Origin of the sequence: Natronomonas salsuginis (assembly GCF_005239135.1) — an archaeon.
Classification (GTDB): Archaea; Halobacteriota; Halobacteria; order Halobacteriales; family Haloarculaceae; genus Natronomonas; species Natronomonas salsuginis.
Genome location: NZ_QKNX01000005.1, coordinates 130,290 through 155,096, shown reverse-complemented (window position 1 = coordinate 155,096; position 24,807 = coordinate 130,290). Strand labels below are relative to the sequence as shown.

29 protein-coding genes are annotated in these 24,807 nt (G+C 59.0%); 16 read left to right on the top strand and 13 right to left on the bottom strand.

Annotated features, from left to right (window positions below):
* Positions 1 to 10: 10 nt before the first annotated feature.
* From DM868_RS12360 to DM868_RS12345, 4 genes are read right to left on the bottom strand one after another with little or no spacing between them, the layout of a single operon-like run.
* The gene (locus DM868_RS12360; protein ID WP_137277149.1) at positions 11 to 673 is read right to left on the bottom strand and encodes a class I SAM-dependent methyltransferase; all 663 of its coding nucleotides are present in this window, start codon (positions 671 to 673) and stop codon (positions 11 to 13) included.
* Positions 670 to 1,812 (bottom strand): succinylglutamate desuccinylase/aspartoacylase family protein, encoded by a 1,143-nt coding sequence (locus DM868_RS12355; protein WP_137277148.1) that lies wholly within the window; start codon positions 1,810 to 1,812, stop codon positions 670 to 672. The genes DM868_RS12360 and DM868_RS12355 overlap by 4 nt, the downstream gene beginning before the upstream one ends.
* Complete coding sequence (locus DM868_RS12350; RefSeq protein WP_137277147.1) at positions 1,809 to 2,426, bottom strand: methyltransferase family protein; 618 nt, start codon at positions 2,424 to 2,426, stop codon at positions 1,809 to 1,811. The genes DM868_RS12355 and DM868_RS12350 overlap by 4 nt, the downstream gene beginning before the upstream one ends.
* A 15-nt stretch (positions 2,427 to 2,441) precedes the next feature.
* Positions 2,442 to 4,397, bottom strand: coding sequence for a heavy metal translocating P-type ATPase (locus DM868_RS12345; protein WP_137277146.1), 1,956 nt, complete (start codon positions 4,395 to 4,397; stop codon positions 2,442 to 2,444).
* A gap of 24 nt (positions 4,398 to 4,421) precedes the next feature.
* Between DM868_RS12345 and DM868_RS12340 the strand changes: the two genes are divergently transcribed.
* The gene (locus tag DM868_RS12340) at positions 4,422 to 4,640 is read left to right on the top strand and encodes a hypothetical protein (protein WP_137277145.1); all 219 of its coding nucleotides are present in this window, start codon (positions 4,422 to 4,424) and stop codon (positions 4,638 to 4,640) included.
* Between the two features lie 277 nt (positions 4,641 to 4,917).
* Here DM868_RS12340 and DM868_RS12335 read toward each other — a convergent pair whose 3' ends face one another.
* Positions 4,918 to 5,115, bottom strand: a complete 198-nt coding sequence (locus tag DM868_RS12335; protein WP_137277144.1) for a heavy-metal-associated domain-containing protein — start codon at positions 5,113 to 5,115, stop codon at positions 4,918 to 4,920.
* A 134-nt stretch (positions 5,116 to 5,249) separates the two neighbouring features.
* Between DM868_RS12335 and DM868_RS12330 the strand changes: the two genes are divergently transcribed.
* The 9 genes from DM868_RS12330 (at position 5,250) to DM868_RS12290 (ending at position 12,690) form a co-directional block, all read left to right on the top strand.
* Positions 5,250 to 5,840 carry an AsnC family transcriptional regulator gene (locus DM868_RS12330; protein WP_137277143.1) on the top strand — a complete coding sequence of 197 codons (591 nt, stop codon included), beginning with the start codon at positions 5,250 to 5,252 and terminating at the stop codon, positions 5,838 to 5,840.
* A gap of 93 nt (positions 5,841 to 5,933) precedes the next feature.
* The gene (locus DM868_RS12325) at positions 5,934 to 8,540 is read left to right on the top strand and encodes a heavy metal translocating P-type ATPase (RefSeq protein ID WP_137277142.1); all 2,607 of its coding nucleotides are present in this window, start codon (positions 5,934 to 5,936) and stop codon (positions 8,538 to 8,540) included.
* A gap of 22 nt (positions 8,541 to 8,562) precedes the next feature.
* A complete protein-coding gene (locus DM868_RS12320; protein WP_137277141.1) occupies positions 8,563 to 8,787 on the top strand; it encodes a DUF7123 family protein in 225 nt (74 codons plus the stop codon).
* The gene (locus DM868_RS12315; protein ID WP_137277140.1) at positions 8,784 to 9,785 is read left to right on the top strand and encodes a DUF63 family protein; all 1,002 of its coding nucleotides are present in this window, start codon (positions 8,784 to 8,786) and stop codon (positions 9,783 to 9,785) included. Before DM868_RS12320 ends, DM868_RS12315 begins: the two co-directional genes overlap by 4 nt.
* Positions 9,786 to 9,796: 11 nt before the next feature.
* Complete coding sequence (locus tag DM868_RS12310; protein ID WP_246049105.1) at positions 9,797 to 10,246, top strand: hypothetical protein; 450 nt, start codon at positions 9,797 to 9,799, stop codon at positions 10,244 to 10,246.
* A 13-nt stretch (positions 10,247 to 10,259) separates the two neighbouring features.
* A complete protein-coding gene (locus tag DM868_RS12305; RefSeq protein WP_137277138.1) occupies positions 10,260 to 10,997 on the top strand; it encodes a DUF1405 domain-containing protein in 738 nt (245 codons plus the stop codon).
* Positions 10,994 to 11,728 (top strand): CPBP family intramembrane glutamic endopeptidase, encoded by a 735-nt coding sequence (locus DM868_RS12300; protein WP_137277137.1) that lies wholly within the window; start codon positions 10,994 to 10,996, stop codon positions 11,726 to 11,728. The genes DM868_RS12305 and DM868_RS12300 overlap by 4 nt, the downstream gene beginning before the upstream one ends.
* A gap of 135 nt (positions 11,729 to 11,863) precedes the next feature.
* Positions 11,864 to 12,172, top strand: coding sequence for a cupredoxin domain-containing protein (locus tag DM868_RS12295; protein ID WP_246049103.1), 309 nt, complete (start codon positions 11,864 to 11,866; stop codon positions 12,170 to 12,172).
* A gap of 77 nt (positions 12,173 to 12,249) precedes the next feature.
* A complete protein-coding gene (locus DM868_RS12290; RefSeq protein ID WP_137277136.1) occupies positions 12,250 to 12,690 on the top strand; it encodes a cupredoxin domain-containing protein in 441 nt (146 codons plus the stop codon).
* Positions 12,691 to 12,825: 135 nt separating this feature from the next.
* On the opposite strand, the gene DM868_RS12285 is transcribed toward DM868_RS12290, so the two are convergent.
* From DM868_RS12285 to DM868_RS12275, 3 genes are all read right to left on the bottom strand, one after another.
* On the bottom strand, positions 12,826 to 13,347 hold the full coding sequence (locus DM868_RS12285; protein ID WP_170964507.1) for a metal-dependent hydrolase: 522 nt from the start codon (positions 13,345 to 13,347) through the stop codon (positions 12,826 to 12,828).
* A gap of 60 nt (positions 13,348 to 13,407) precedes the next feature.
* A complete protein-coding gene (locus tag DM868_RS12280) occupies positions 13,408 to 14,637 on the bottom strand; it encodes an APC family permease (protein WP_246049102.1) in 1,230 nt (409 codons plus the stop codon).
* Positions 14,638 to 14,802: 165 nt separating this feature from the next.
* The gene (locus DM868_RS12275; RefSeq protein WP_137277134.1) at positions 14,803 to 15,102 is read right to left on the bottom strand and encodes a hypothetical protein; all 300 of its coding nucleotides are present in this window, start codon (positions 15,100 to 15,102) and stop codon (positions 14,803 to 14,805) included.
* Positions 15,103 to 15,134: 32 nt separating this feature from the next.
* Between DM868_RS12275 and DM868_RS15195 the strand changes: the two genes are divergently transcribed.
* A complete protein-coding gene (locus tag DM868_RS15195) occupies positions 15,135 to 15,284 on the top strand; it encodes a hypothetical protein (protein WP_170964506.1) in 150 nt (49 codons plus the stop codon).
* 374 nt (positions 15,285 to 15,658) lie between these two features.
* On the opposite strand, the gene acnA is transcribed toward DM868_RS15195, so the two are convergent.
* Together acnA and DM868_RS12265 are read right to left on the bottom strand one after the other, a co-directional pair.
* Positions 15,659 to 18,436 carry an aconitate hydratase AcnA gene (gene acnA / locus DM868_RS12270; protein WP_137277133.1) on the bottom strand — a complete coding sequence of 926 codons (2,778 nt, stop codon included), beginning with the start codon at positions 18,434 to 18,436 and terminating at the stop codon, positions 15,659 to 15,661.
* 101 nt (positions 18,437 to 18,537) lie between these two features.
* Complete coding sequence (locus DM868_RS12265) at positions 18,538 to 19,272, bottom strand: hypothetical protein (RefSeq protein WP_137277132.1); 735 nt, start codon at positions 19,270 to 19,272, stop codon at positions 18,538 to 18,540.
* A gap of 120 nt (positions 19,273 to 19,392) precedes the next feature.
* Here DM868_RS12265 and DM868_RS12260 point away from each other — a divergent pair, with 120 nt between their 5' ends.
* On the top strand, positions 19,393 to 19,950 hold the full coding sequence (locus tag DM868_RS12260) for a hypothetical protein (protein ID WP_222845537.1): 558 nt from the start codon (positions 19,393 to 19,395) through the stop codon (positions 19,948 to 19,950).
* Between the two features lie 34 nt (positions 19,951 to 19,984).
* On the opposite strand, the gene DM868_RS12255 is transcribed toward DM868_RS12260, so the two are convergent.
* A complete protein-coding gene (locus tag DM868_RS12255) occupies positions 19,985 to 20,635 on the bottom strand; it encodes a plastocyanin/azurin family copper-binding protein (RefSeq protein ID WP_137277131.1) in 651 nt (216 codons plus the stop codon).
* A 116-nt stretch (positions 20,636 to 20,751) separates the two neighbouring features.
* Here DM868_RS12255 and DM868_RS12250 point away from each other — a divergent pair, with 116 nt between their 5' ends.
* The 3 genes from DM868_RS12250 to DM868_RS12240 are packed head-to-tail and all read left to right on the top strand — an operon-like array spanning position 20,752 to position 21,670.
* A complete protein-coding gene (locus tag DM868_RS12250; RefSeq protein ID WP_137277130.1) occupies positions 20,752 to 21,102 on the top strand; it encodes an ArsR/SmtB family transcription factor in 351 nt (116 codons plus the stop codon).
* Positions 21,103 to 21,104: 2 nt separating this feature from the next.
* The gene (locus tag DM868_RS12245; RefSeq protein WP_137277129.1) at positions 21,105 to 21,392 is read left to right on the top strand and encodes a DUF7521 family protein; all 288 of its coding nucleotides are present in this window, start codon (positions 21,105 to 21,107) and stop codon (positions 21,390 to 21,392) included.
* A 2-nt stretch (positions 21,393 to 21,394) separates the two neighbouring features.
* On the top strand, positions 21,395 to 21,670 hold the full coding sequence (locus DM868_RS12240; RefSeq protein ID WP_123115045.1) for a DUF7521 family protein: 276 nt from the start codon (positions 21,395 to 21,397) through the stop codon (positions 21,668 to 21,670).
* A 104-nt stretch (positions 21,671 to 21,774) separates the two neighbouring features.
* Here DM868_RS12240 and DM868_RS12235 read toward each other — a convergent pair whose 3' ends face one another.
* Together DM868_RS12235 and DM868_RS12230 are read right to left on the bottom strand one after the other, a co-directional pair.
* The gene (locus DM868_RS12235) at positions 21,775 to 22,680 is read right to left on the bottom strand and encodes a universal stress protein (RefSeq protein WP_137277128.1); all 906 of its coding nucleotides are present in this window, start codon (positions 22,678 to 22,680) and stop codon (positions 21,775 to 21,777) included.
* Between the two features lie 16 nt (positions 22,681 to 22,696).
* A complete protein-coding gene (locus DM868_RS12230) occupies positions 22,697 to 22,939 on the bottom strand; it encodes a hypothetical protein (RefSeq protein WP_246049101.1) in 243 nt (80 codons plus the stop codon).
* A gap of 375 nt (positions 22,940 to 23,314) precedes the next feature.
* Between DM868_RS12230 and DM868_RS12225 the strand changes: the two genes are divergently transcribed.
* Entirely contained in the window at positions 23,315 to 24,703 is a 1,389-nt protein-coding gene (locus DM868_RS12225; RefSeq protein WP_137277127.1) for a permease, read from the top strand.
* Positions 24,704 to 24,807: the final 104 nt, after the last annotated feature.

The following is a 24,807-nucleotide window of genomic DNA, read 5'->3' as shown; positions in this document are numbered from 1 at the left end:
CCTTCGCTCCTCACACGAACCGAGAAAGAATCGAGCCTCCGCGTCGGCGTTTGAGCGTTCCACGGACGATTGGAACGACCTGCGGGATGTTCTCCAGTCGCGTGTAATCGACGAGTTCGAATCGCTCGTCGTCCCGGAATATCTCGTGGGTGTTGCGATTCAGGTGACAACCGCCAGCGACGGTATGCCACGCTGGAGCGAGTACGTCGTGTGCGACACCGATAGCACCCTCTCCGCGGACGTGTTCGAGGAACCGGAACTCGCCGCCCGGCTTCAGTACCCGTGCAACCTCGGAGAGCGCAGTATCGAAATCGGGGATGGTGCAGAACACGAGTGATGCGATGACGACATCGAACGAGTCGTCCGCGAACGGGAGTGTTTCCGCCCCGGCACTCTCTATCTCGATATCGAGTCCCAGTTCGCGTGCTCGTTCGATTGCTTGCCGGCGCATGTGGGGGTCTGGCTCAATCGCGAACAGCGTGAGATCGTCACCACCAGTAGCGGCTTCTGCGAAGTACGGAAACATCGCGCCCGTCCCCGTCCCGAGATCCAGAACATGCCCGGACAAGTCGTCCACGAGGTAGCGTCGATGGTCGGCAAGTACGATTCGCTCCGCTGGTTTCATCACCGGATCGTACAGTCGTGCGAACATCGGATGAGACGGGTCAGTCATCTGTTTTCCTCCCGTTCAGTTTCTGAGATATTTCTTGCATGTTTTGACTTAGTGCCATGTCCATGTGTTGCGTACCACTGCGACTCGGGCCACTGGAAACCGCCTTCACGGTAGACATCGAAAACGCCCCGCTCGATGTCGTCTCGTATGATGTCAGCGGTCGTCTCGTCGACGCTCACGAAGTGACACAGCGGGTGGCCCGGATATGCGACTGCATTTTCAAGGACCCCCACGACGAGGCCAGTCGACGGCGCACGAACGACTTCGACTTCGTCTTTGAAGTGATCAGAAATCGTGAACAGCGGTTCGCCATCTTCAACGAGGGAGTGTGGGCCCCACTTCATCTCGACGAGCCCACCAGTGTCGGCGCGGAGCCACGACTTCTCACCATCACGGGCGATGACGCGTGTCCAGCCGGGCCAGGAGACGGGGTGATCCGGAAGCACCTCGTGTTCGGCGAGGACGCTCGCGACGCAGTGGAGCGCCCGGTCGAGGTGTGTCGTTTGGAAGCGGTGTGCTCGTCCCATCTCGACGGTGACGGTGGGGATCCCGTCCTCGCAGGCTACGCGTCGGAGCGTCCCTTGTGAACCCTCGCCGTCGAGAATCACGCTCGTCCCGAACGCCCGGGCCAGTCGTTCGACAGCGGGGTCGTTCATGTCGGCGCGGACGTGGTACATTGTCGTTCGGTTGCGCGTCGATGTGTGGAAGTCGAGACCGAAGTCACACTTCGAAACGAATTCCTCGCAGATGGCGTTGGCGAGTCGTTTTGTGGTCGTACTCCGTGAGTTGCCGGGGAACGAGCGATTGAGATCTTCGTCGTAGATGGGGATATAGCGCTGCTGGGCGAGAAAGCCTGGTACGTTCAACACGTGCAGGCAGACGAGCGCTCCGTGAATGTCCTCGGGAGCGTAGTGGCCCGCGACCTCCTGGATTATTTTGATGCCGTTGAGTTCGTCGCCGTGAACTGCTGCAGTCAGAAAGCCTGTGGGTCCAGATCGTGTGCCGTTGATGACCGTGACCGGAATCTCAATCGGATCGTCGTTAAATGTCGTTCCAACGGCGTACCGGAACTGAACCTTCCTGCCTGAAGGGACCACGCGGTCCCCCACTTCGAGCGACTGGTGACTGTCGCCAGTCATGGATCATCTCTCCGTGAGGTGTTGGTGCGTTCCTGTGGTTTTTGTCGCTGGTTCGGCCGACCGATGAATCTGGGAACTGACTCGCGGTACGTTTCGTATACCTCTCCGTACTGTTCTCGGAGCCACGGTTCCTCCGCGAGTGGTGCCAGCAGGAACCAGACGATTCCAAGCAGGGCGAGTACCGCCGTCATCCAGGACCCGGCGAGAACCGCTCCGCCGACGAGCATCGCGATGTAGCTGACGTACTGTGGATTCCGGGAATACTGATACGGTCCATCGGTGTTCAACTGCCCTTCGAGACCGGCACTCTCGTGGAATCCGAGCCGCCACACAGCCCAGAGCGAGACGGCGGCACCGACCAAGAGCAACAGGAAACTGATCATCTGAATCAGTATCGACGGCCGGTACCATCTCCACAAGTCGAGATACGCAACTCCGAACAGACTGCCGACGTAGACGACCCAGGCAGTCCAGCTGAGCCAGAACGTCCAGTTGCGGGTGCCGTGGGGCCAGAACCGGTGAGACTGGCTCCAGATGCTCACGAGAACTCCACCGAGAAGTATCCCTCCAGACAGGAGTCCTAGACCGAACAGCGATGTCGTGATGACGGGCATGGCTATGATAGTGGATTACGCAGCCACCGAGAGATTGATATTCCGCAGTCTGCGCGCATTAATCGCGACGATGATCGTCGACAGCGACATGAACACGGCGCCGATCGCCGGTGAAAGGAGGATGCCGATGGGCGCAAGTATCCCCGCTGCCAGCGGGAGCGCGAATACGTTGTATCCGGTCGCCCAGACGAGGTTCTCCTGCATCTTCCGGTAGCTCGCCTTCGACAGCCTGATGAGGCGGACGACATCCAGGGGGTTGTTGTCGACGAGGATGATGTCGCCCGACTCGATGGCGACGTCCGTTCCGGAACCGATGGCGATGCCGACGTCGGCGCGGGTGAGCGCGGGGGCGTCGTTGACGCCGTCGCCGACCATCGCGACCAGCTTCCCCTCTGATTGGAGTTGTTCGACCTTCGTGTCCTTCTCCTCGGGGAGGACCTCCGCGAAGTACTGGTCGATGCCGAGTTCCTCCGAGACAGCCCGTGCGACGTCCTCGGAGTCACCGGTCAGCATCGCCACCTCGATGTCCATCGCATGTAGTGCCTCGATGGCCTGCCTGCTTTCTTCCCGAATAACGTCCGCCAGCGCGAATGCTGCGACAACTTCGGATTCGTCGTGAACCAGGTAGATAACCGTCTCTGCGTTCGAGCCAGCTTCCTCCGCGAAGGCAGCGATGTCGTCAGATCGTTCGATACCGAATTTCTCAATCAGGTTCGGTCCACCGATATGAACCGTCTCGCCGTCCACAGTGGCTCTGACGCCGAGACCGCGGAAATTCTCGAAGTTCGAAACGCTCGCTCGCTGGATGTCCCGTTCCTGGGCGGCGTCCCGGATGGCACGCGCGATCATGTGCTCGGAGTCACCCTCGACACCAGCGGCGACTTCGAACGCTCTCTCTTCACTCCAGTCACTTGCCGTCTCGACACCGACGACGCCCTGTTCGCCCTTCGTGAGTGTCCCGGTCTTGTCGAACATCACCGTGTCCAGATTACGGGATTCCTCCATGGCAATGCGGTCGCGGATGAGCATCCCGTTCTTGGCAGCGGTTGAGGTGTTGATCGCTACCACGAGCGGGACGGCCAGGCCGAGTGCGTGGGGACACGCGATGACCAGGACCGTCACGACACGCTCGAGGACGGTGATGTTGTACCCGGTGGCGACGACCCACGCGACGGCCGTAATCGCCGCGACGCCGAGTGCCACGTAGAATAGCCAGCCAGCTGCCTTGTCGGCGAGCAACTGGGTTCGAGATTTCGATTTCTGGGCTTCATCAACGAGCCGCATGATGCCCGCTAACGTCGTCTCCTCGCCCGTCTTCGTGATCTTGATGCGGAGGCTCCCGTCCTGGTTGACCGTCCCGGCGACCACTTCTGATCCAGGTTCCTTGCCCACCGGCCTGGATTCGCCCGTAATCATCGATTCGTCGACTGATGATTCGCCCTCAACGACTTCGCCGTCGGCGGGAACCGAAGCACCGGGACGGACGAGCACGACATCGTCCTCGCCGAGTTTGGAAACGGGTACTTCCTCGGTATCCCCACTCTCGGTGATACGCTCGGCAGTATCGGGCATGAGCTTCGCTAGTTCGTCCAGCGCCCCCGAGGCCGCCCGGACCGACCGCATCTCGATCCAGTGCCCGAGGAGCATGATGTCAATCAGCGTGACGAGTTCCCAGAAAAAGGGCGTCGTTCCCGGGAGGAAGAGGCTCGCAACCGAGTAGACGAACGCGACCGAGATGGCTAGCGAGATGAGCATCATCATCCCTGGCTCGCGGGTCTTCAGTTCGGTGCGTGCCATCGAGAGGAACGGCACGCCACCGTACGCGAAGACGATCACCGCGAGGACCGGCGTAATCCAGACGCTGCCGGGGAACGACGGCGCAGTGTACCCAAAGACGTCCTGAATGAATTCGCTGAAGACGATGACCGGAATCGAGAGGACGAGCGACACCCAGAACCGCCGCCGAAACATCGCCTCGTGGCCTGAGTGATCCGTGTGATCGCTGTGATCTTCGTGTCCGTCCTCGTCGACGCCTGCACCGTGATCGTGCCCGTCGTGAGTGGGCTCTGTCTCTGCAGAAGGTGGCGATTCAGCATCGGCGTGATGGTGACCGTGTTCGGCGTCGGGATCGTGCTGTGCGTGTTCCTCCGTGGAGTCGGACTCGGTACGAGCACCGTCCCCTGTCGGGTGAGCCTCGTGTCCCGGGGAATGTGAGTGCTGCTCGGACGTCGCTTGAGCCGTTGGACGCGCTTCTTCGTCTGCGTGTAACTGGCAGACTCGGCAGCAGTAGACGGGACCGTCGGTCTGGGGTGATGTCTGAGAATCCGATGCGGATGTATCGGACTTCTCGCGATTTGGATCGTTGTCCATTTATTGAATATTGATGCCGTCCCCCATGATTTAGTCCTGCCCCCGACATCGCGAAGGAGGTCAAGAGGACCCGGAGTCGAAAGGAGCGGCTGGGCCTCCGGTGACGACGATTCGGTGGTTCTCAGGCGTGTGCCGTATATCCAGCGTCTTCGATGGCCTGGACGAGTGCCGTGACATCAGCGTCGCCGTCAACGTCCGCCTGTCCGGACTCGTGATCGGCGCTCGCATCAGTTACGCCGCTAACCTCCTGAAGCGCATCTTCGACAGTCTGTTCACAGTGCCCACAACTCATCCCTTCGACGGTGATGGTCTGGCTCATATCCAATACTGAATAGGGGCTGTTGTTCTATGTGGTTTTCTGCTTAGAATCCAAAGTTTGTTAGGCCGTAGATCGGCGGTGTCGAAGGCATTTCGTGGGCAACAATAATGTATTCTGCGAGCCGAGGCATCGGTATGCGCAACTTGGATGAAACCGACCTGGAAATTCTCTCGTTACTGGCTGAAAATGCTCGCCGCCCATTCAGCGATATTGGTGAGGAGGTCGGTCTTTCGGGGCCTGCCGTTTCCGATCGAGTCAAACGATTACAGGAGGCGGATGTCATCAACAACTTCACGATCGATGTCAATCGAGCCCATCTCCGGGCCGGTGTTCCAGTGTTTATCCAAGCCGAGATCGGCCCGGGAGTACTGGAGGCAGCCCGTACCCAGGTTCGCGAGTCAGACGGCGTCGAACACGTCTTTACGACATCTGAGGGAGACCTTTGGTTCTACGCTCGCGTCGAAGCACAGAACATTCGTCGGTGGGTGAATGGACTCTTCGACGAGATCGAGATAACGGAGTATACAGTCACACTCGTCGACGACATCGAATGGACGCCATCTGTCGATGGCGTCGAATTCGCTCTTACGTGTGCTGAGTGTAACAATACCGTCGATAATGAGGGGGAGACGACGCGAATCGATGGCGAGATCTACCACTTCTGCTGTCCATCCTGTCTTGCACGGTTTGAGGATCGATACCAGCGATTAAAAGAAGGCGCATAACGGGCCTTTGGAATCCTAATTTTGTTGGGGCTCATACCCGGGCTCTCGTAACAACAAATCGTCTAAACATGGACCCCGTATAGTTAAACCAGCATGACAAGCCGAACAACCCATCTCGATATCACAGGGATGACCTGCGCCAACTGTTCGGCGACAGTTGGCGACGCGCTAGAGTCCCTCGACGGCGTCGTTGAGGCGAACGCGAACTTCGCCACCGACGAGGGCTCCGTCGAGTACGATCCTGACGAGGTAACGCTCGAAGAGATATACAAGGCGATCGAAGATGCCGGGTACGGGGCGGTGTCTGACACGGTGACTATCGGCATCTCCGATATGACCTGTGCCAACTGTGTACAGACCAATGAGACTGCCCTTGAGAACACGCCAGGTGTCATCGCAGCCGAGGCGAACTTCGCCACCGACGAAGCCCAAGTCCGGTACAATCCCGCGGACACGTCGCTGGATGCGCTCTACGATGCCATCGAGAGCGCGGGCTACTCGCCCGTCCGAGAGGACGGCGACGACGGCGACTCCGGTGAGGACGCGCGCGACGCCGCGCGGCAGGCCGAGATACGAAAACAGCTCCGACTGACACTGTTCGGGGCAGTCCTCTCTGCGCCGTTGCTGTTCTTCCTCATCGACAACTATCTTCTCGGCGGCGCCTTCGTCCCCGAGACCGTCTTCGGCGTGGAACTCGGTTGGGTCGAGTTTCTGCTCGCGACACCGGTGCAGGCGCTTCTCGGCTGGCCGTTCTACAAGAACTCGTACAATGCGCTGGTGAACAACAAGCGTGCCAACATGGACGTGCTGATCGCGCTGGGATCGACCACCGCCTACGTCTACTCCGTTGCTGTGCTACTCGAGGTGATCGCGGGCGGTCTGTACTTCGACACGGCGGCGCTTATCCTCGTGTTCATCACGCTGGGCAACTACCTCGAAGCCCGTTCGAAGGGACAGGCCGGTGAAGCACTCCGCAAGCTGCTGGAGATGGAGGCGGAGACGGCGACAGTCGTCGACGAAGACGGCAACGAAGAGGAGATTCCGCTCGAAGACGTCAAAGTCGGTGACCGGATGAAAGTCCGGCCCGGCGAGCAGATCCCGACCGACGGTGTCGTCGTCGACGGGCAGTCGGCCGTCGACGAATCGATGGTGACGGGCGAGTCCGTCCCCGTCGAGAAGGGCGAGGGCGACGAGGTTGTCGGCTCGACGATCAACGAGAACGGCGTGCTCGTCGTCGAGGCCACGAAGGTCGGTGAAGACACCGCCCTGCAGCAGATCGTCCAAACGGTCAAAGAGGCCCAGTCCCGCCAGCCTGACATCCAGAACCTCGCAGATCGCATCAGCGCGTACTTCGTCCCCGCAGTCATTGTGAATGCTGTGCTGTGGAGCGTGGTCTGGTTCCTGTTCCCGGAGGCACTGGCAGGCTTCGTCGACTGGCTCCCGCTGTGGGGGCAGGTCGCCGGGGGGCCGGCTGCTGCGGGCGGAACCGTCTCGGTGTTCGAGTTCGCCATCATCGTGTTCGCGTCGGCAGTCCTCATCGCGTGTCCCTGCGCGCTGGGGCTGGCGACGCCCGCGGCGACGATGGTCGGGACCACGATAGGCGCACAGAACGGCGTCCTGTTCAAGGGTGGCGACATTCTCGAGCGCGCCAAGGACGTCGACACCGTAGTCTTCGACAAGACCGGCACGCTCACCGAGGGTGAGATGGAGCTGACTGATGTCGTCGTCTTCGACGGAGATGGCCAACCTGTCACCGATGGTGGGGATCCTGCTGCCGATGGCGGCCAGCTGTCCGCTCGGGATCGACTCAGTGAGGACGACGTGTTGCGGCTCGCGGCTAATGCCGAAAGCGGCAGCGAACACCCACTTGCCCGCGCCATCGTCGAGGGAGCCGAAGACCGCGGGTTAGACGTCACCGGCCCGGAGGACTTCGAAAACGTCCCCGGTCACGGGATCCGTGCCACCGTCGGCGGGAGCGAGGTATTGGTCGGTAACCGCAAACTCCTCCGCGACAACGACATCGACCCCACGCCCGCTGCGGAAACGATGGAGCGCCTCGAGAACGAGGGCAAGACCGCGATGCTGATCGCCGTCGACGGTGAGCTGGTGGGTGTCGTCGCCGACGCCGACACGGTCAAAGAAACCGCGAAGGACGCGGTCAACGCGCTCCAAGAGCGCAATGTCGACGTGATGATGATCACGGGCGACAACGAACGGACCGCTCGCGCGGTCGCGAAGCAGGTCGGCATCGACCCCGCCAACGTTCGTGCGGAGGTACTCCCAGAGGACAAATCCGACGCCGTCGAGTCCATTCAGGCCGAGGGGCGGCAGGCGATGATGGTCGGTGACGGCGTCAACGACGCTCCCGCACTCGCCGTCGCACACGTGGGTACGGCGATCGGGAGCGGGACGGACGTCGCCATCGAGGCGGCTGACGTGACGCTGATGCGGGACGATCCGCTGGACGTGGTGAAAGCGATCCGCATCTCCGACGCGACGCTACAGAAGATCAAGCAGAACCTCGTCTGGGCGCTGGGCTATAACACCTCGATGATCCCACTGGCATCTCTCGGACTGCTCCAGCCGGTTCTGGCTGCGGCGGCGATGGCGTTCTCCAGCATCTCGGTGCTGTCGAACAGCCTGCTGTTCCGTCGGTACACGCCCGACCACGATTACGAACTGTTGGGGAAGCTCCGGTAATCACGCGTCGTCCCAGTCCATCATGTCCAATATTTCACGTCGTGCGGTACACACATACCTCGTCGAGACGGCCGATACCGAGCCCACCTACCTCCGGGCGCGTGACATCGCCAGCGACCTCAACGGATCGCCGAAAGCCGTCGCACAGTATCTGAGCCAGCTTCAGGACGACCTCGCCGACGTCTCGCTCGAACAGTGGGGTCGGTCGAAGAGCACAACGTGGCGAGTCGAGGTGGACGAGTCGTGAGCACTGTCACACAGCGCGTCGAAACCGTCCTCCCCGACACGGGGACTCGTGAGTGGTGGGCGCTGTATCTGCTTGCCCCGGTCGTCCTCATCGGCGCAGCCCTCCTCGCATTCCCAACGCTCGTCTACGATCGGTTCGTCTGGCAGTATCTCTGGGGGCCGGTCGTCGCCGACGCCGCCAGCCAGCCGGTCACGCACGAGGGGATACGGGCCGTCCGGGGGTATAATGCCGTGAACATGGTGACCTATCTCGGTGCAGTCGTGTACAGCCTTCCCGGCCTCCGAGCGTATCTCAACCACCTCGGTGTCACGTTCGACGCGCGACTCGCATACGGGTTCGCGCCGATAATCGTCGCCGGCGGGGCGATGCGTGCACTCGAGGACATCGGACTGCTCGGTGACTACGCGGTGTGGTTCATCACCCCGTCGATCTATTTCGTCGTCACAGGCGTCACAGTCTTCGCGCTCGGCCTTGGCACACTCGTGCGCGACAGAGGCATCGGATCCATCCCGGCGACGGTCGGCGTCGTCGGGACAGTCTGGGCCGTCAGCGCCGTCGGATGGGCACTCTGGTACGGACTCTCGACGGCGACCCCGCTTCGCCTGTGGGTCCCCGTCGCGACGACGGGAATCGCCCTCACCGTGACTGCTCTCTACTACTGGGGGACGAGCTTCGTCGACGTCGCACACCTCCGGCATCCACTCTTCCTGCTGGCCGTCTTCGGACAGACGTGGGACGCCGCACAGAACCTCATCGGCGTCACGTTCCTCGGCTACTCGCCGAAGCTGGTCATCACGAACTTCGTGTATCAAGCGACTGGCTTCTCCGGATCGACGTTCGTCCTCAAACTCCTCGTGACCGGCGGAATCGTCTGGTACCTTGCGGACGCGAAAGACGAGATGAACCACACCTGGTGGTGGCTCATGACGTTCTTCATCGGGGCGATCGGACTCCCGATGGGAGTCCGTGGGTCACTCCGGATGATGCTCGGTGTCTGACAATGGATACGATGAACACAGATGATACGACACGACTGTATGGCGCGGCAATCGCACTCGTCTCGGGACTGTACTCGCTGCTCTCGGTGACAACCGGCAGTGGAATGATGAGTTCGAACAGCGGGCTCCTCATGGCGCTCCTTGGTGTCATCGTGCTCGTCCATGGAGTCGTTCTTCTGACACCCTACGCGAGCTGGCTCGGGAACGCGAGTGGGCCGCTGATGATCGGCTACTCGCTCCTAATGTTGCTCAATCAGGCACTCGTCGGCGTTACCGGGAGTATGGACTGGGGTATGGGTTCCGGAATGGGCAGCGGTATGAACGGCGGGATGGGCAGTGGAATGGGCTCGTCGATGACTGCCGGAATGGGCTGGGATCTCGGCATGGTCGCGCTCGCAGTGCTGATGCTTCTCAGTGGGGTTATTATGACGAACCGGCGAACCGACAGTTCCGGGATGTAATTCAGCGAGACGAATGCCTTCCACACCTACAGCGACCACAGATCGTCTGCCTAACTACCTTGCCCCACTCCCCCGGCAGCTGGAGAATCTTGCACTCCGATGTGCGTGGCTCATTGTCATAATAAACCTCGCGGGGACCGCGTTCGGGTTCTGGTACTACCGCTTCCAGCTCGCCCAAACTCCGCTGGTCATGTGGCCGTTCGTCCCCGACAGCCCCGCCGCGACGCTGCTCGTCGCGCTCAGTCTCGCGGCGTGGAAACTGGACCTCGACATTGAGTGGCTCCACATGCTCGCCTTCTTCGGCAACATCAAACTCGGACTCTGGACGCCGTTCGTCCAGCTGTTTCTCAACGGTCCGGGGGGTATCGAACCCTGGCTCTACTGGTTCCTCATCGTGAGCCATCTCGCGATGAGTCTGCAGTCGTTCCTGATCTATCGCTATGCCGAATTCTCGGTCGGAGCGGTCGCCGTCGCAACCGTCTGGTACGGGTTCAACGATATCGTTGACTACTTCGTGCCACTCGTCGGGGAATTCCATCACACGTTCCTGCGGGCCGAACTCGTCGACGGCACGCTCAACCATGCGCTCCGGGCTCACGACCTCGCAGCGGCCGCCGCGGTGACGCTCACGCTTGTCGCAACGTTCCTCGCACTGGCAACACGGGTCAAAAATATCGAGCTTCAACGATCACCTGCCCCAGAACAGCGAGGATCGGCAACTGATTCGAATGGAGGGGGTGTCGAGCCGTGACGAACGGTCGGCAGCAAATCCGTGCCGTGGGGATTACTCTCGGGATCGCGCTCGGGAGCTTTGTCGTGGGGGCGATTTTCTTGATGCTCGTTTCACAGGCGCTCAGTGCCGTCGGGATTTCTCTCTCGGATCGTCCGGCGCTCCGTCTGGGAGTGAGCACAGTGTTACTCCAGGGAGTGACGTTTGGCGGTGTTGCCCTCTTCTATCTACAGACCCGCGATATTGGCTTGGAATTTATCCGGGTTCGCGTTCCAACACGCCGTGATATCGCTTGGGTCACAGGGGGATTCATTATGTTACTGGTTGCCGTCCGGGCACTCTCGGCGATCATCGCGTATCTCGGATTCGACCACGCCAGCAACCAGATCATCGAAGTCGGGCGGGAAGAGCCAACCGTCTTTCTGGTGCTGATCCCGCTCTCGTTTCTGCTGGTGGGCCCCGGCGAGGAACTTCTGTTTCGAGGGCTCATTCAGGGAACATTGCGGGAATCGTTCCATCCGATGCGAGCGGTCGTCTTGGCGAGCCTCATCTTTGCGATGGTCCACGTCTTTTCACTCCAGGGGAGTGGGAAACTCGTATATATTGGCGTGGTCTTTACGCTCGCCCTCGTGCTCGGGGTGACGTACGAACTCACCGATAATCTCGCTGTGCCCGCACTTATCCACGGCGCATACAATGCAGTCCAGTTCGGCCTTGCATACTATACGGTTACACAGGGTACTGCGTTGTAGGAGGCCCAGATGCCATCGAACACACACTCACGACGGTCGGTGCTTCGCCAGGGTGGACTCGTTGTAGCGACCGGAATGCCCGCTCTCTCGGGGTGTCTCGGCGGACTCAGTGGCTCTTCGGGCCCGACCGTGACTATGACTGACGACCTTCGGTTCGACCCAGCCGAGGTCACCATCGAATCTGGAGAGACTGTGACGTGGGAAAACGAGAGTGGGGCCCCTCACACGGCGTCAGCGTACGAGGAGTCGCTTCCAGAGGGGGCAGCGTATTTTGGCAGCGGTGGGTACGAATCCGAACAGGCTGTCCGACAGAGCACGTCGGCACGCGGCTTTCTCGAACGCGGCGAAACGTATCAATATGCGTTTGAGGTTACCGGGACGTACCAGTATTTCTGCCTTCCACACGAGGAGAACGGGATGATCGGAACCGTCATCGTGGAGTGAGACGCTGTTTGAACTGGATGTGGCGTCCTCATCAAAACAACTAATGACTGCAACAAAGTAGTTTGTTAACTAGAAACATGATTCGGAGGAGGCGTTTCCTGACAGTTACAGCCGCGAGTACAGTCCCTCTCGTAGCTGGGTGTACGGGAGCAAACAACGGGGGAAGCGGGAGAGATGGTGCTACTGTTGAAGAGACATCGGATGTCTCAATGACGGGCAACCAGTTCCAACCCCGGAACATCCACGTCGACGCTGGGACGACAGTCACGTGGTCGAACGACGACGACTTCGATCATACTGTCACAAGTGCTTCGGAGAACTGGGACAAAGACACGAATGTCTCTGGTGAGGGTCAAACGACACACACGTTCGAGAATAATGGCGTGTACGATGTATATTGTACGATCCACGGCGGATCTGACCTATCGGGGATGAGCATGAAAGTCGGTGTCGGCGACGCCACAATCGAAAGTCCACTCGGTGGCGATAGCGGGGGCAGTGGTGAAGACCCATACTGAACGATCCCCTGAAGAAATTACGCGTCGTATCGCATGTCGAACGGGAAGCGTAGTTTCCGTGGTCTTCAATTGCTGTTTTGTATAGCGGTGGTTGCCTTGGGTACGATCCAATAGCTATCTTGAAAGCCATCATAGTCAGTATCTCGTTGAACCAAAACTTCCATACCCTGGTTTCCCATCGTAGAGCCAGAGAGCAACTGCGAGAATCGTTATTCCGGTCTGTGCAAGTACGTACGGCGAGGGTGTGACCAGGGAAAGTAGCTCCTGAACGGTGTCGATATGATGGTAGTCAGTTATCAGCGGCCAGAACAAGAACACGAACGTCTCCTCTGGAATAAAAAGAGAATCAACGAGGTCTGCACCGAGATGGGAGAAGTGACCGAGAATATAGGCTAATGCGTCCTTTGAGCGGCCGAGACGGCGGCTAATATAGACGACAACCGCGATGAGGAAAATTGTTGTGAAAATTGAGTGGGCGAGCGACCTGCTCGGGGCAGACGAGAATACGAATGACACCGGTTTGTCGATGAGGTCAGGAAGCAACGCACCGGCCATGAGGGCAAGCATCACCCCTCTATCGATGTCACCACGTCCAGAAATAGAGAGACTCGTTCGGTAAACGAGATACGCGACTGCAGCGTGGACCCAAAAGAGCACACTCGACAATACGATTCGAACTATATAATAATTCAAACACCACGAGAGATCACGATCCCATCATCGTTGGATGCCGTCGATTCCTGAGCGAATAGTCTCGCGCTCGAAATAGAGGACCTCCAGTCCAAGAAGACCGACCGTCACAACGAGTGCCACACTAAAGACGGCAGGCTCCATAACTGCCAGGTGGTACACTAACGAGGGGAAGAACAGTACTGCACCCACCACGCCGACCACAGGAAAAATACCTGTGCAGAACCCCTCCCGATATCTGAACGCGAGAAGACTCATCGACCCGAAGACCGTGATGAAGGCAAGCGACGCGAACGACGTAATCCCCTGAATACACCCGTAGGCGGTGAACACGGACGTAATCAGACCCAAAACAAGAAGTGTTCGCGTAGGAACACCATCGACATTGGCGTCTCCAATCCGATCGGGGAGGAGATCGTCTTCAAGCATGCCCGACGCAAAGTGGGTCGCCGAGAACAGTGTCGCGTTGATCGCGCTCCCAGTCGAGAACAGCGCCGCCAGAGAGATGAGGATGAACCCCATCTGACCCATGAACGGTTCGGCCGCGATAGCGAGCGACACCTCGGGGTTCGCGGCGATCGTTTCTGGCTGAAGTAGGCCCGTCGTGACGACTGTAACCAGGACGTATAGCCCGAGGGACGCAGGAATAGAGAGATAGATCGCCCGTGGGATGGTCGTCCGAGCGTTCCGAAGACTTCCCTCGTCGTAGAAGAGTAGCTGCCAACCCTGAAAGGCGACGAACGACAGGGAGGCGGACATGAGCAATCCGCCGGTGGCAACGGAAGAGAGTCCGGTCGTCAGCTGTCCTGTCTGTGCTCCAAAATAGAAACCCCATACACCGAAAATGAGGAGAATCCCAACCTTCGCGGCGACGAGGAGCACCTCGGTCACGCCACTGGCCCGAGCACCGAGGACGTTCAGTACCACGAATCCAAGGACGCTGAGAACCGATACGACGGGTCGAAGTGGAATGCCGAGAGCGGTTTCGACGCCGAGGAGTTTCGTCGCGAAACTGCCGAACGCGAACGCGTACATACCCATCGACCCGATATAACCGAACAGAAGCGTCCAACCGACCATCCCAGCAACCGTCGTCGACTGGACGAACTCCTCCAAGAAACTGACCGATCCGCCGGTCACGTCTCCAACCCGCTGGAGGCGAACGTACGAGTAGCCAGCGCAGAAAGCGACGATACCACCGCCGGTAAAGGCGAGCCACGCCGCGGGCCCCGTCATTTCCGCAACGACGCCAAGCACCGCAAAGATCCCACCCCGATCATGCCATCTAGCGCAATCGAGACTGCACCGAGAAGGCCCAGTTTCTCGCTCATTGTGTCTCCTTTAGGGTGCCCCGTTTAGGCTGCTTGTCGTTATGAATCCAAACCAGCTGAGTCCTGAATCGGAAATCGGCTGCGTCGACGGTCAGGTTCGAAAGAGCGAGTAGAACCACGCTTCAGTATCTGGATGGAGACCGTTATGAACTGCCTGGACCGCCGCAGCGATTGACCCGGCGAAGATGGCGTGAACGAGGTGTGTCGGAACCCAGTCGACCGCTACTGCGCTCACTCCGAGGACTGCAGCACAGAGCGCACCAACGCCGATTCTGAAAAAGAACGGGCGCTGAATCACTAGCACGATGTCCCCATAGAGCAGGATGTAGCAAAGGAACGCAAGCCCACCAGCGACGAGTGCCGAGAGGAGCGAAAGCAGTAGCGCTGTCATCGAAGTTCTCCCCCAAAATGTCCAAGTCGCGGGTGGATGTATCCGAATACGCCGATTACGACAGTAACACCGAGGAGAGCGCCTGTTTCCACGGCAGCGAGCAGGCCGTGCGGAAGCGGCGTGACCATCCCAAGATGGACAATCCCGAACAAGAATCCGACAAGCGGTACTCCAACGAGTAAGCGCCCATATCGTCCCTCGTATTGAGACCAGATCGCGGGCGTTTTGCTCGCGGTGTACGCGGTGCTCGCGAGGATGATACTGGTCAAGAGAAGTTCGCTGGGGGACGTGAGCATATGGCTGTTCTCACCAGCCAGCTATAAGTTCATTACTCCGCATCCGAACTGCTACACCCTTTGATTCCAAACTCTCCTAATTGGTTTTCTCGTGATGACATACCGCAAACCTATTCGCCGATATCGCATAAAGATGCTCTTCCTTGCCGATTCACGTGGAACGTAACGCTTCTTCTGGAAGAAAACCGGCTCCGCGGTGGATCACATCCGACAGTGACCAACCAGCCCGGAGTTCGTGGGGAGACACTAGAGAGGCGTAGTTATCCTTGGGAGAGTAGTCGTCGGAGGACGAGGTGGAGAATGCCTCCGTTCTCGACGTATCGAACGGCTGCAGGCGTACCAACCTGGGCAGTAACCGGGAATTCAACGGTCGATCCATCAGCCCGTTCTGCGAGGACGGTCAGCTCGTTGTTCACGTCTAACCCGTCATCAAGGCCACGGATCGCGATGATCTCCGAGCCGTCGAGATCGAGCGACTCCCACGAGTCTCCCTCTTGGAACTGCAGCGGCAGGACACCCATACCGACGAGGTTGTCGCGGAAGATTCGTTCGTAACTTTCGGCGATAGTGGCACGGACTCCCAACAGATCCGTCCCCTTCGCAGCCCAGTCACGACTCGATCCCGTTCCGAGTTCCTCGCCAGCGAACACGACAAGCGGCGTGTCGTTCTCGCGGTAGCGACGACTGGCCTCGAAGACCGTCGTCTGTTCGTCCGTGGGGTTGTGAATCGTGTAGCCACCTTCGACGTCGTCGAGCATCTGATTCTCGATGCGGACGTTCGCAAACGTCCCGCGCATCATCACCTCGTGATTCCCTCGCCGAGCACCGTACGTGTTGAACTCGTGCGGTTCGACACCGCGCTCCACGAGCCATTCCCCAGCCGGTTGCTCGCGACTGAACGGTCCGGCGGGACTGATGTGGTCCGTGGTGACCGTGTCCCCGAGCAACAGGAGTGTGCGGGCGTCTTCAACGTCCGCCACGCCGGGTTTCTCCAGCGGGAAGTCCTTGAAAAACGGCGGCTCTCGGATATACGTCGAAGACTCGTCCCACTCGTAGACGTCACCGCTCGGCGCATCGAGCGCATCCCAGTGTTCGTCCCCCTCGAACACCTCGGCGTACTTCTCCTCGAACATCGCCGAGTCGACGCTATCGTGAACCGCCGTATGAATCTCGTCGGGGTCGGGCCAGATGTCTGCGAGGTAGACTGGGTCGCCCTCAGCGTCCGTTCCGAGCGAGTCGTGTTCGAGGTCGATGTCCATGCGGCCGGCGAGGCCGTAGGCGACCACGAGTGGCGGACTGGCGAGGTAGTTCGCCCGGATCTTCGGATGGATGCGTGCCTCGAAGTTGCGATTGCCCGAGAGGACACTCGTCGTCCAGAGGTCTTCGGCGTCGATCGCGCGTTCGATCGGCTCGGGCAGTGGTCCGGCATTCCCGATACAGGTCGTACAGCCGTAGCCGACCACGTTGTAGCCGAGGTCTTCGAGATACGGAAGGAGGCCCGATTCCTCGAGATATTGGGTGACAACACGACTTCCCGGAGCGAGACTCGTCTTGACGTACGCGGGGACGTCAAGCCCACGCTCGACAGCGTTGCGAGCGAGGAGTCCTGCCGCGAGCATCACCGAAGGGTTCGACGTGTTCGTACAGCTGGTGATGGCGCTAACTACGACGCTCCCGTGGCCGATTTCAGTCGTTTCGCCGTGTACGTCGACTTCGACCCGTTTGTCGAGGTCGCCGACGTCCGGCTCCGGAAGATCGGGGTCCGGTCGGTCATCGGCAGCGCTGCTTTCGCCAAGCCATCGGGTGAGCGCGTCCTCGTCGATTTCGTCCACTTCGTCTTCGAATTCACCGTGGACCAATCCACGGAAGTGCGTCTTCATGTCGTCCATCGGGACGCGGTCCTGAGGCCGCTTCGGCCCGGCGAGACTGGGTGTTATCGTCGAGAGATCGAGCTCGACTGTTTCGGTGTACTCGGGGTTCTGCTCGCCGAACAGCCCCTGGGCGTCGAGATATTCACGGACCAGTTCGATGTGCTCCTCGTCGCGTCCCGTAAGCTCGAGATAATCGAGAGTCGCCTCGTCCACCCCGAACATCGAGATGGTCGAACCCTGTTCGGGTGCCATGTTCGCGATGGTCGCCCGGTCCGGAACAGTGAGGTTCGACACGCCCGGTCCGAAGAACTCGACGAAGCGGTCGACAACCCCGACCTCGCGGAGTTGCTCGGTGACGTGGAGGACGAGGTCGGTCGCTGTCGCACCTTCGGGTAGTTCGCCGGTGAGTCGGACGCCGACGACCTCGGGGAGCTTCATCGTGATGGGCTGGCCAAGCATCGCGGCTTCCGCCTCGATGCCGCCAACGCCCCACCCGACGACGCCGATACCACCGATCATCGGCGTGTGGCTATCAGTTCCGACGAGGGTGTCGGGGAGCAGCCACTGCTCGCCATCACGCTCTCGGGCGTGGACGACCTGGCCGAGGTATTCAAGGTTCACCTGGTGGACGATCCCGGTTCCCGGCGGTACGACGCGGAAGTCGTCGAAGGCCTGTTGGGCCCACTTGAGCGCTCGATAGCGTTCGCCGTTGCGCTCATACTCCAGTTCGACGTTCTTCTCGTATGCGTCCTCAGAGCCGAAGTAGTCGACCTGAACGCTGTGGTCGATGACGAGATCGCACGGGATCTCCGGTTCGACGAGGGTTGGATCCTCGCCCTTGCGCTCAACCGCCGAGCGGAGTGCCGCGAGGTCGACGACGGCGGGAACACCGGTGAGGTCCTGGAGGACGACCCGCGACGGCGTGAACGGAAGTTCGACATCCGGCACGTCAGGCTGCCACGAAGCGACGTTCCGAACGTCCTCAGCCGTAATGGTGTCGCCGTCGACGTTCCGAAGGACGGATTCGAGGAGGACACGAATGCTAACCGGAAGGCGGTCCAGTTCGCAGAGGCCGGCCTCTTCGAGAGCGGTGAGATCCGCCATTTGATAGGCGTCCCCATCGAACTCGAATTCACGTATCGCATCGAAAGGATCAGTTTCGACCATGGAGTGAGCTACGCTTACCCAGCCCTTGAATTGTTGGCTCCGAACAGTCGGAAGACCCAGTCACTGCAGCACTTCATACAGCTGTCGCGAAGGGCCTTCGTTCACAGAATCCGGCTAAGCGCCTCCGTTATCGAGCGAACTCTGACGATACGGAGCCCCGATACAGCCACTTCTGTCGGTTCGTCCGCCGGAATGACCAAAGCCCGTGCATCAAGTCCTCGTGCTGCATGGGCTTTCGTCTCGATCTCCCCAACGGGAAGCAACGCTCCTTCGTCGTCGACGATTCCCGTGATGAGCGTCTCCGGTGTGAGTGACTGCTGGCGGAGGCTGGCGACGAGGGCGACCGTGAGTCCTGCTTCCCAGCTCTTCCCGCGAAGTGCGAGCACACTGTCCGTGGGAGAATCGAACGTGACGTGCGTCGCCGTTCCGGCCAGCGAGCTGTCGGTGAGCCGCGTGGCCGTCGCAATCGCTTCACGAAGCGCGAGCTGGAGGTCGTGGCGGACTTCGATTCCATTCAAATTCACGAACAACTCGCCCTCGCCGTCGGTGAACTCAAATGCCACCGGAACCATGAGGCCGCTATCGGAGCCGTCGACTGCTGGAAGATAGTACCGTGTTGTTGCGGGAAGTGTGGCCCCACCAGCGAGTGTCGCCAGCGACTGAAATCCCTCCCCCGCTCGCGTGAGACCGAAAACCGCACCGGCGCCCCCAAGGCTCCCCAGGCCGAGTCCGGCAAGAAACCCCCGACGTGACAGAGCCGTCTCTTCAATCCGGCCGATTACGTCGTGCTCCGTATAAGCCGACCGAGAGACGGAAGCGGGTTCGTCGGGTGGCATGGTAGTATGGTGACCGGCTACAGTTAGTATTCGTGTGAGTGAGTAACAGGTGAAGGATAATAAAGGCTCTTCGCAGTGTGGACTTCGAACGGATACGCCTATTTTGACTGACTCTCACGTATGAAACGGTCGTTGTCACATATGCCGTCACAGTACCGGTCACTGGTCGGGTTGACTGTCGTAAGTAGCGTCGTGACCGGTATCGGCGTGTGGAGTGCCTATCAGTTCGAACTTGCCCTGCTTCAGGTGACGACCGCAAGCACGTGGACTCTTCTGGTTGGGCTCATCGAGGAGGCGTTCGTCCGTCTCATTCCTTTGATACTCGTTTTCTACGGCTGGAGCTACTGGCAAGGTCAACTCCTCTCGAAAACCGAGGGACTACTCGCAACCGTGGCCTCCGGTCTGACAGTCGCCTTCCTCGAACTGGTGCTCAAACTCGAATACCTGTCACGTCTCGAGGCGACAGCCCAGTTCGATTCGCTCGTGCTCCCGCTAGTATTCGTTCACCTACCGTTCGCACTCATTGCCGGGCGGTTCGCGTACGCGCTCGGCGAGCGGATTCATCATACCGACGAGGTAGGCTTACCGTCGCTGTCGCGACGAAATCTGGCGGTACTCGGTCTTGGATATCTCGGCCTCGCAGTACTCCATATCGGCTACAATCTACTTGTACGGTAGGAGGGGGCGCGCTGCTGAAAACGTCCGGGAGTGATTAGTGGTCGTCGCCGAGGGCGGTCGAAATCATTCCGTTCAGTTCTTCGAGCTTCTCGCGGACCCGATCGGGCTTGTCTGCCGGCGGATCCTCGAGGGCGACCTCCTCGTGGGGATCCGGTTCACCGACGATGACGCTCCCGATCATCCCGAGGCTCTCGTGGGGCGTGCAGTAGTAGTGGTAGACCCCCTCGGTCTCGAACGTGTGTTCGAACGTTGCGCCCTGTTCAGAGACGATGCCACTGTCCCAAGACGCCGCTCCGTCGGGAACGAGCTGGGGCTGGTCGTTTTCGGAGTGGTACGCGGTCGTCGAGTGACTCCCGCTCTCGTTGTGCCAGGTCACGGTCCCACCGACGTTCACCCGCACAACGTGTGGCTCGAAGTGGTAGCCCCCGTCTTGGGTGATCATGTTCACTTCGGCCGTATCGGACGGCGCTCCGACCGCTTCGTCATGCCCCCCATCGTCGTCGTGACTGTCCTCGTCGTCGCTGTGGCCGGACTCCGTGCTGGTCTCGTCGTGGCCACTCTCAGTCGGCGATCCGCCCGCCGCCTCGCTGTTGTTGTCCTGAGTCCCTGTGCAACCGGCGAGGCCAACGACTGCTGCACCGCCAGTCAGCTGGAGCATCCGTCGACGCGTGAGTGAATCGGTCATGGCATCGGTCACCTTACACGTGAATATACACACTCGGGGCATATAGTCCGGAAAGCAGATTTGCTGGGTCAGCAAATCGGCGTTTCTTTATATACCCATCCACAGAAATGTAGAATGTGAGTGAAGAGCGAGACATCTCGGGGATCCTCGCCATCCTCGACGACGACTATGCACGAGCGATCCTCGAGGCGACTCGCCGAACACAGATGTCTGCCAAGGAACTCAGTGATGAGTGCGATATGTCCGTCTCGACGGTTTCCAGGCGAGTCAATACGTTGCTCGAGTACGACTTTCTCGTCGAACGAACGCACATGGACCCCGACGGTCATCATTACAGCGAATACGAAGCCCAGCTCAACCGGGTCGAGGTTCAACTTCTGGAGTCTGGGTTCGATGTCCGCATCGAACTTCGGGAAGACGCCCCCGACAGATTCTCTCGGTTGTGGGATACAATGAGGAACGACTAACCATGCACATCGGTCTCGTCATCGCAAAACTCGTCACCATGACTCTCGGGTTCGTGATCGCATACCAAGCCTATCGAGGATACCGTCGAAGCAACGGCCAGTCAATGTTGTATCTCGCTATCGGCTTCGCAATTATCAGCTTCGGTGCAATCATCGAAGGGGTGTTATTCGACGTTGTTGGCCTGACGTTGCACAATGCTGGAATAGTGGCGACAGTAATCGTCGCGCTCGGGATGCTCACGATCCTGTACGCCCTGTACGGACGCGACCCGCGGAAACTGGAGGAATAAGAATGGTGGACGCAACAACAGCGATTCTTGTAGTCGTTCGCTTGCTCGTTCTCGCACTCGGTATTCTGATCACGTACTACAGCTTCGAGGCGTATCGACGAACGGGCACGTACTATATGCGAAACGCCGCGATCGGATTCGGGATCATCACTCTCGGTGTCTTCATTGAAGGAGTGCTGTTCGAATTCGCGGGAGTTGACCTCGCTGTCGTCCACGTCATCGAATCAGTCGCCATTGGCCTCGGATTCGTGGTTCTTCTCATCTCGCTTCGCCGGTAGCTCCAGACACCTCTCTGGAAACGCAAGCCGAGTGTCTCAAGGCGAGACTAAACGCGATTTACACTGATGAGGTGAGTGCTCCGGAGCTTGCCCCCGATGGCGGTTCACGCTCCTCGAATGGTCAGAACTGGCCCATCAGCGTTCCGGAGAACTCGTTCAGTCACACTTCCGATGAGGTGTCGTGAAATACCGGATCGACCGTGCGTCCCCATAACGATGAGGTCAACGCTATGCTGGTCACAGTACTCCGATATTTCCTGATGGGGGACGCCGTGGGTTATCTCAGCAGTGACTGCAACCCCGTCAGAAGTCGCTCGAGATCGGACATCTTCGAGGACCGTTTCTCCAGTCTGCTCTAGCACTTGCTGCAGTTCGTCCCATGTCCATCCCGGACGAGACGCGTAGTCACCCCTATCAACAACATAAAGAGCGTGAACTGCCGCATCGTACATCTTAGCCACTTCGAGTGCGTGATAAAAAGCCTCTCGTGCCGGAATACTGCCATCTGTCGGAAATAAGATGCGGTCGAATCCAGCTCGTATCTCGGCTTCAGAACTCGCTTCAGCCGGCTTCGAATTGATGCTAAGGACAGGGATGTTAACAGTGCGGATAATTCGGGTCGTTACACTCCCAAGCAGAAATCGGTCGAGGCCAGTGTGTCCTCGGGTTCGCATACAGACGAGATCGATTCCGGCGTCGGTGATGTAGGATCGGATTTCTCGCGCTGGAACGCCACGGCGGACCTCAGAAACTACGTCGAGATTGTGTTCTGCGGCTCGTGTCGCGATCTGTTGCGTGGCGGCATCCCCAGCGTCATACCATTGGTCTGGAAGCGGCTCCAAATCGGGAGTCAGCGCGGTCAGTTCGAGTTTCCGTTCGATCGGCGAACTGTCGACGACGTGTAGAGCGTGAACGGTTGCATCGTATCGGTCCGCGATGTCGAGCCCGTACGTGATCGCGGGTTCGACGTGATCGCTGCCATCGGTTGGGATGAGGATATCGGTGTACATGGCGTAGTTCTCCGATTTACCGTGTGAAGGAGTTGTACAGCCAGGCGAAGGCGTACACGAGGACGAAGCTGGCCACCGCGGCTTCAACCATACCTGCTGCTGTCCCGACGATGGTCGGTTCGAAGAACAGGTGCCACTGTTCCATTGCCTCAATCCCCTGCTCGTAGACTCCAATCGCTCCGAAGACGCCGAAGAGCAGCATCACGACGGCAGAGACGACGGCAGCTGCACCTGACAGCGCCAGTGCGTCGAGGGACATCGTGCGGGGCTTGGATTCCATGTCATGCGCGTCCTGAGTTCTGGTAGTCGTGCTCATATGTAGAGATACGCCTGGCTCATTCAATCGAGTTTCTATTACAATTCGAAAGAACACCCGGCTGGGTAACGAACCATCATAAAATGCGGGGACAGAAGGAGGATATTGCGTCGCTGTCTGGGTAATTAGTCGTTCAAAAGGCCATAGCGATTCACCAACTGGAGCCCGAACTCCCAGTATTAAATTAGTGAGAGGGCATTTCAAGCAGGGAGTTGTTGTCTCTGGTGGTTTGTGCTTTCGAATGCAAATTTTATAGAGGGTCACAAGCCCATATTTCTAAGGGCAATTGACAAAACAGAGGCTTGTGATGGTCTACGTATGCAGGCCGCCCTCGTCGACGGAATCCTCGAATCGTTGCGGATCGGTGTCGGCTTTCTCTGGACAGCGGCCTGGGCGATTATTATGGGCCTCACGATTACGAGCCTCGTCCAGGTCTACGTCTCCAAAGAGCGGATGGCCCAAGTCCTTGGGGAAGGGGATCTGAGCGGACTCACGAAGGCAACGGTCTTCGGTGCTGCGAGTAGCGGCTGTAGCTTCGGTGCAGTAGCGATTGGTAAGGGACTGTTCAAGAAGGGAGCACACACAGTGAATTTCCTCGCCTTCATGTTTGCCTCGACAAACCTCATCGTAGAATTGGGGCTGATGATCCTGATTCTGCTGGGGTGGGAGTTTCTGGTCGCCGAACTCCTCGGCGGCCTCATCCTTATCGCCGTCATGGCGCTCCTGGTCCATTTGACTCTCCCGGAGAACCTCTTCGACGAAGTTCGGGAGGAACTGAATCAACGTGATCACGAACACGGCGTCACCGAGGATCCGACCTGCGGGATGGAGGGCAAAGACGAGTACTCGCTGACGACCGACGGGGGTGAAACGGTGAAGTTCTGCTCGAAGGGGTGTATGGAGACATATCAACAGGAAATCGCCAGTTCCGGTGGGTGGCGTGACGAACTCCTCTCGTGGGGCGGGTGGTACAAGGTCGGGAACCAGTACCGCAAGGAGTGGTCGATGATCTGGAAGGACGTCATCGCGGGCTTTCTGATCTCAGGGTTCGTCATCGTCTTCGTCCCGCAGTGGGTGTGGAACACGCTCTTCCTTCAGGGCGACAGTTTGCTGGTGAGCGCAGAGAACGCCATCATGGGCGTGACGATCGCTGTCCTCAGCTTTGTCGGCAGTATGGGCAATGTCCCCTTTGCCGTCGCGCTCTGGGGCGGTGGGATCAGCTTTGCGGGCGTCATCGCGTTCGTCTACGCCGACCTCATCACGATTCCTGTCCTCAACGTTTACCGGAAATACTACGGCTGGAAGGTGATGCTGTACATTCTCGGCATCTTCTTCGTGACGATGGCCTTCACAGGCTTCCTCATGGAAGAACTGTTCAACATCCTCGGAATTGTTCCAAACCTCGCCGGCGGTGAGACTGCGACCGAACAAACGTACTTTGAGATCAATTACACCTTCTATCTCAACATTATCGCGTTCGGGCTCTCCGGATTCCTCCTCTACGTCTACCGGCGTGGCCTCGGTGCCCCCGGCCAGTACCGCGATCCGGTCTGTGGAATGCGGACCGACGAGAAGGGACCGACCGTGACCCACGACGGGGAAACATACTACTTCTGCTCTCAAGCCTGTAGGCAAAAATTTGAAAAGAAGCCGAATGAATTCGCTCATCAGAAACCAGAATTTCAAGATCACAGTCACGACCACTAACGCCAGTAGAGTGGGATAGTCATTTGTCTAGATCCGAACTCTTTTTCATTATCAGTGGAGAGTGCTTCACAAATCAACACTTAAACCGCTCCCAGCCTGTTTTG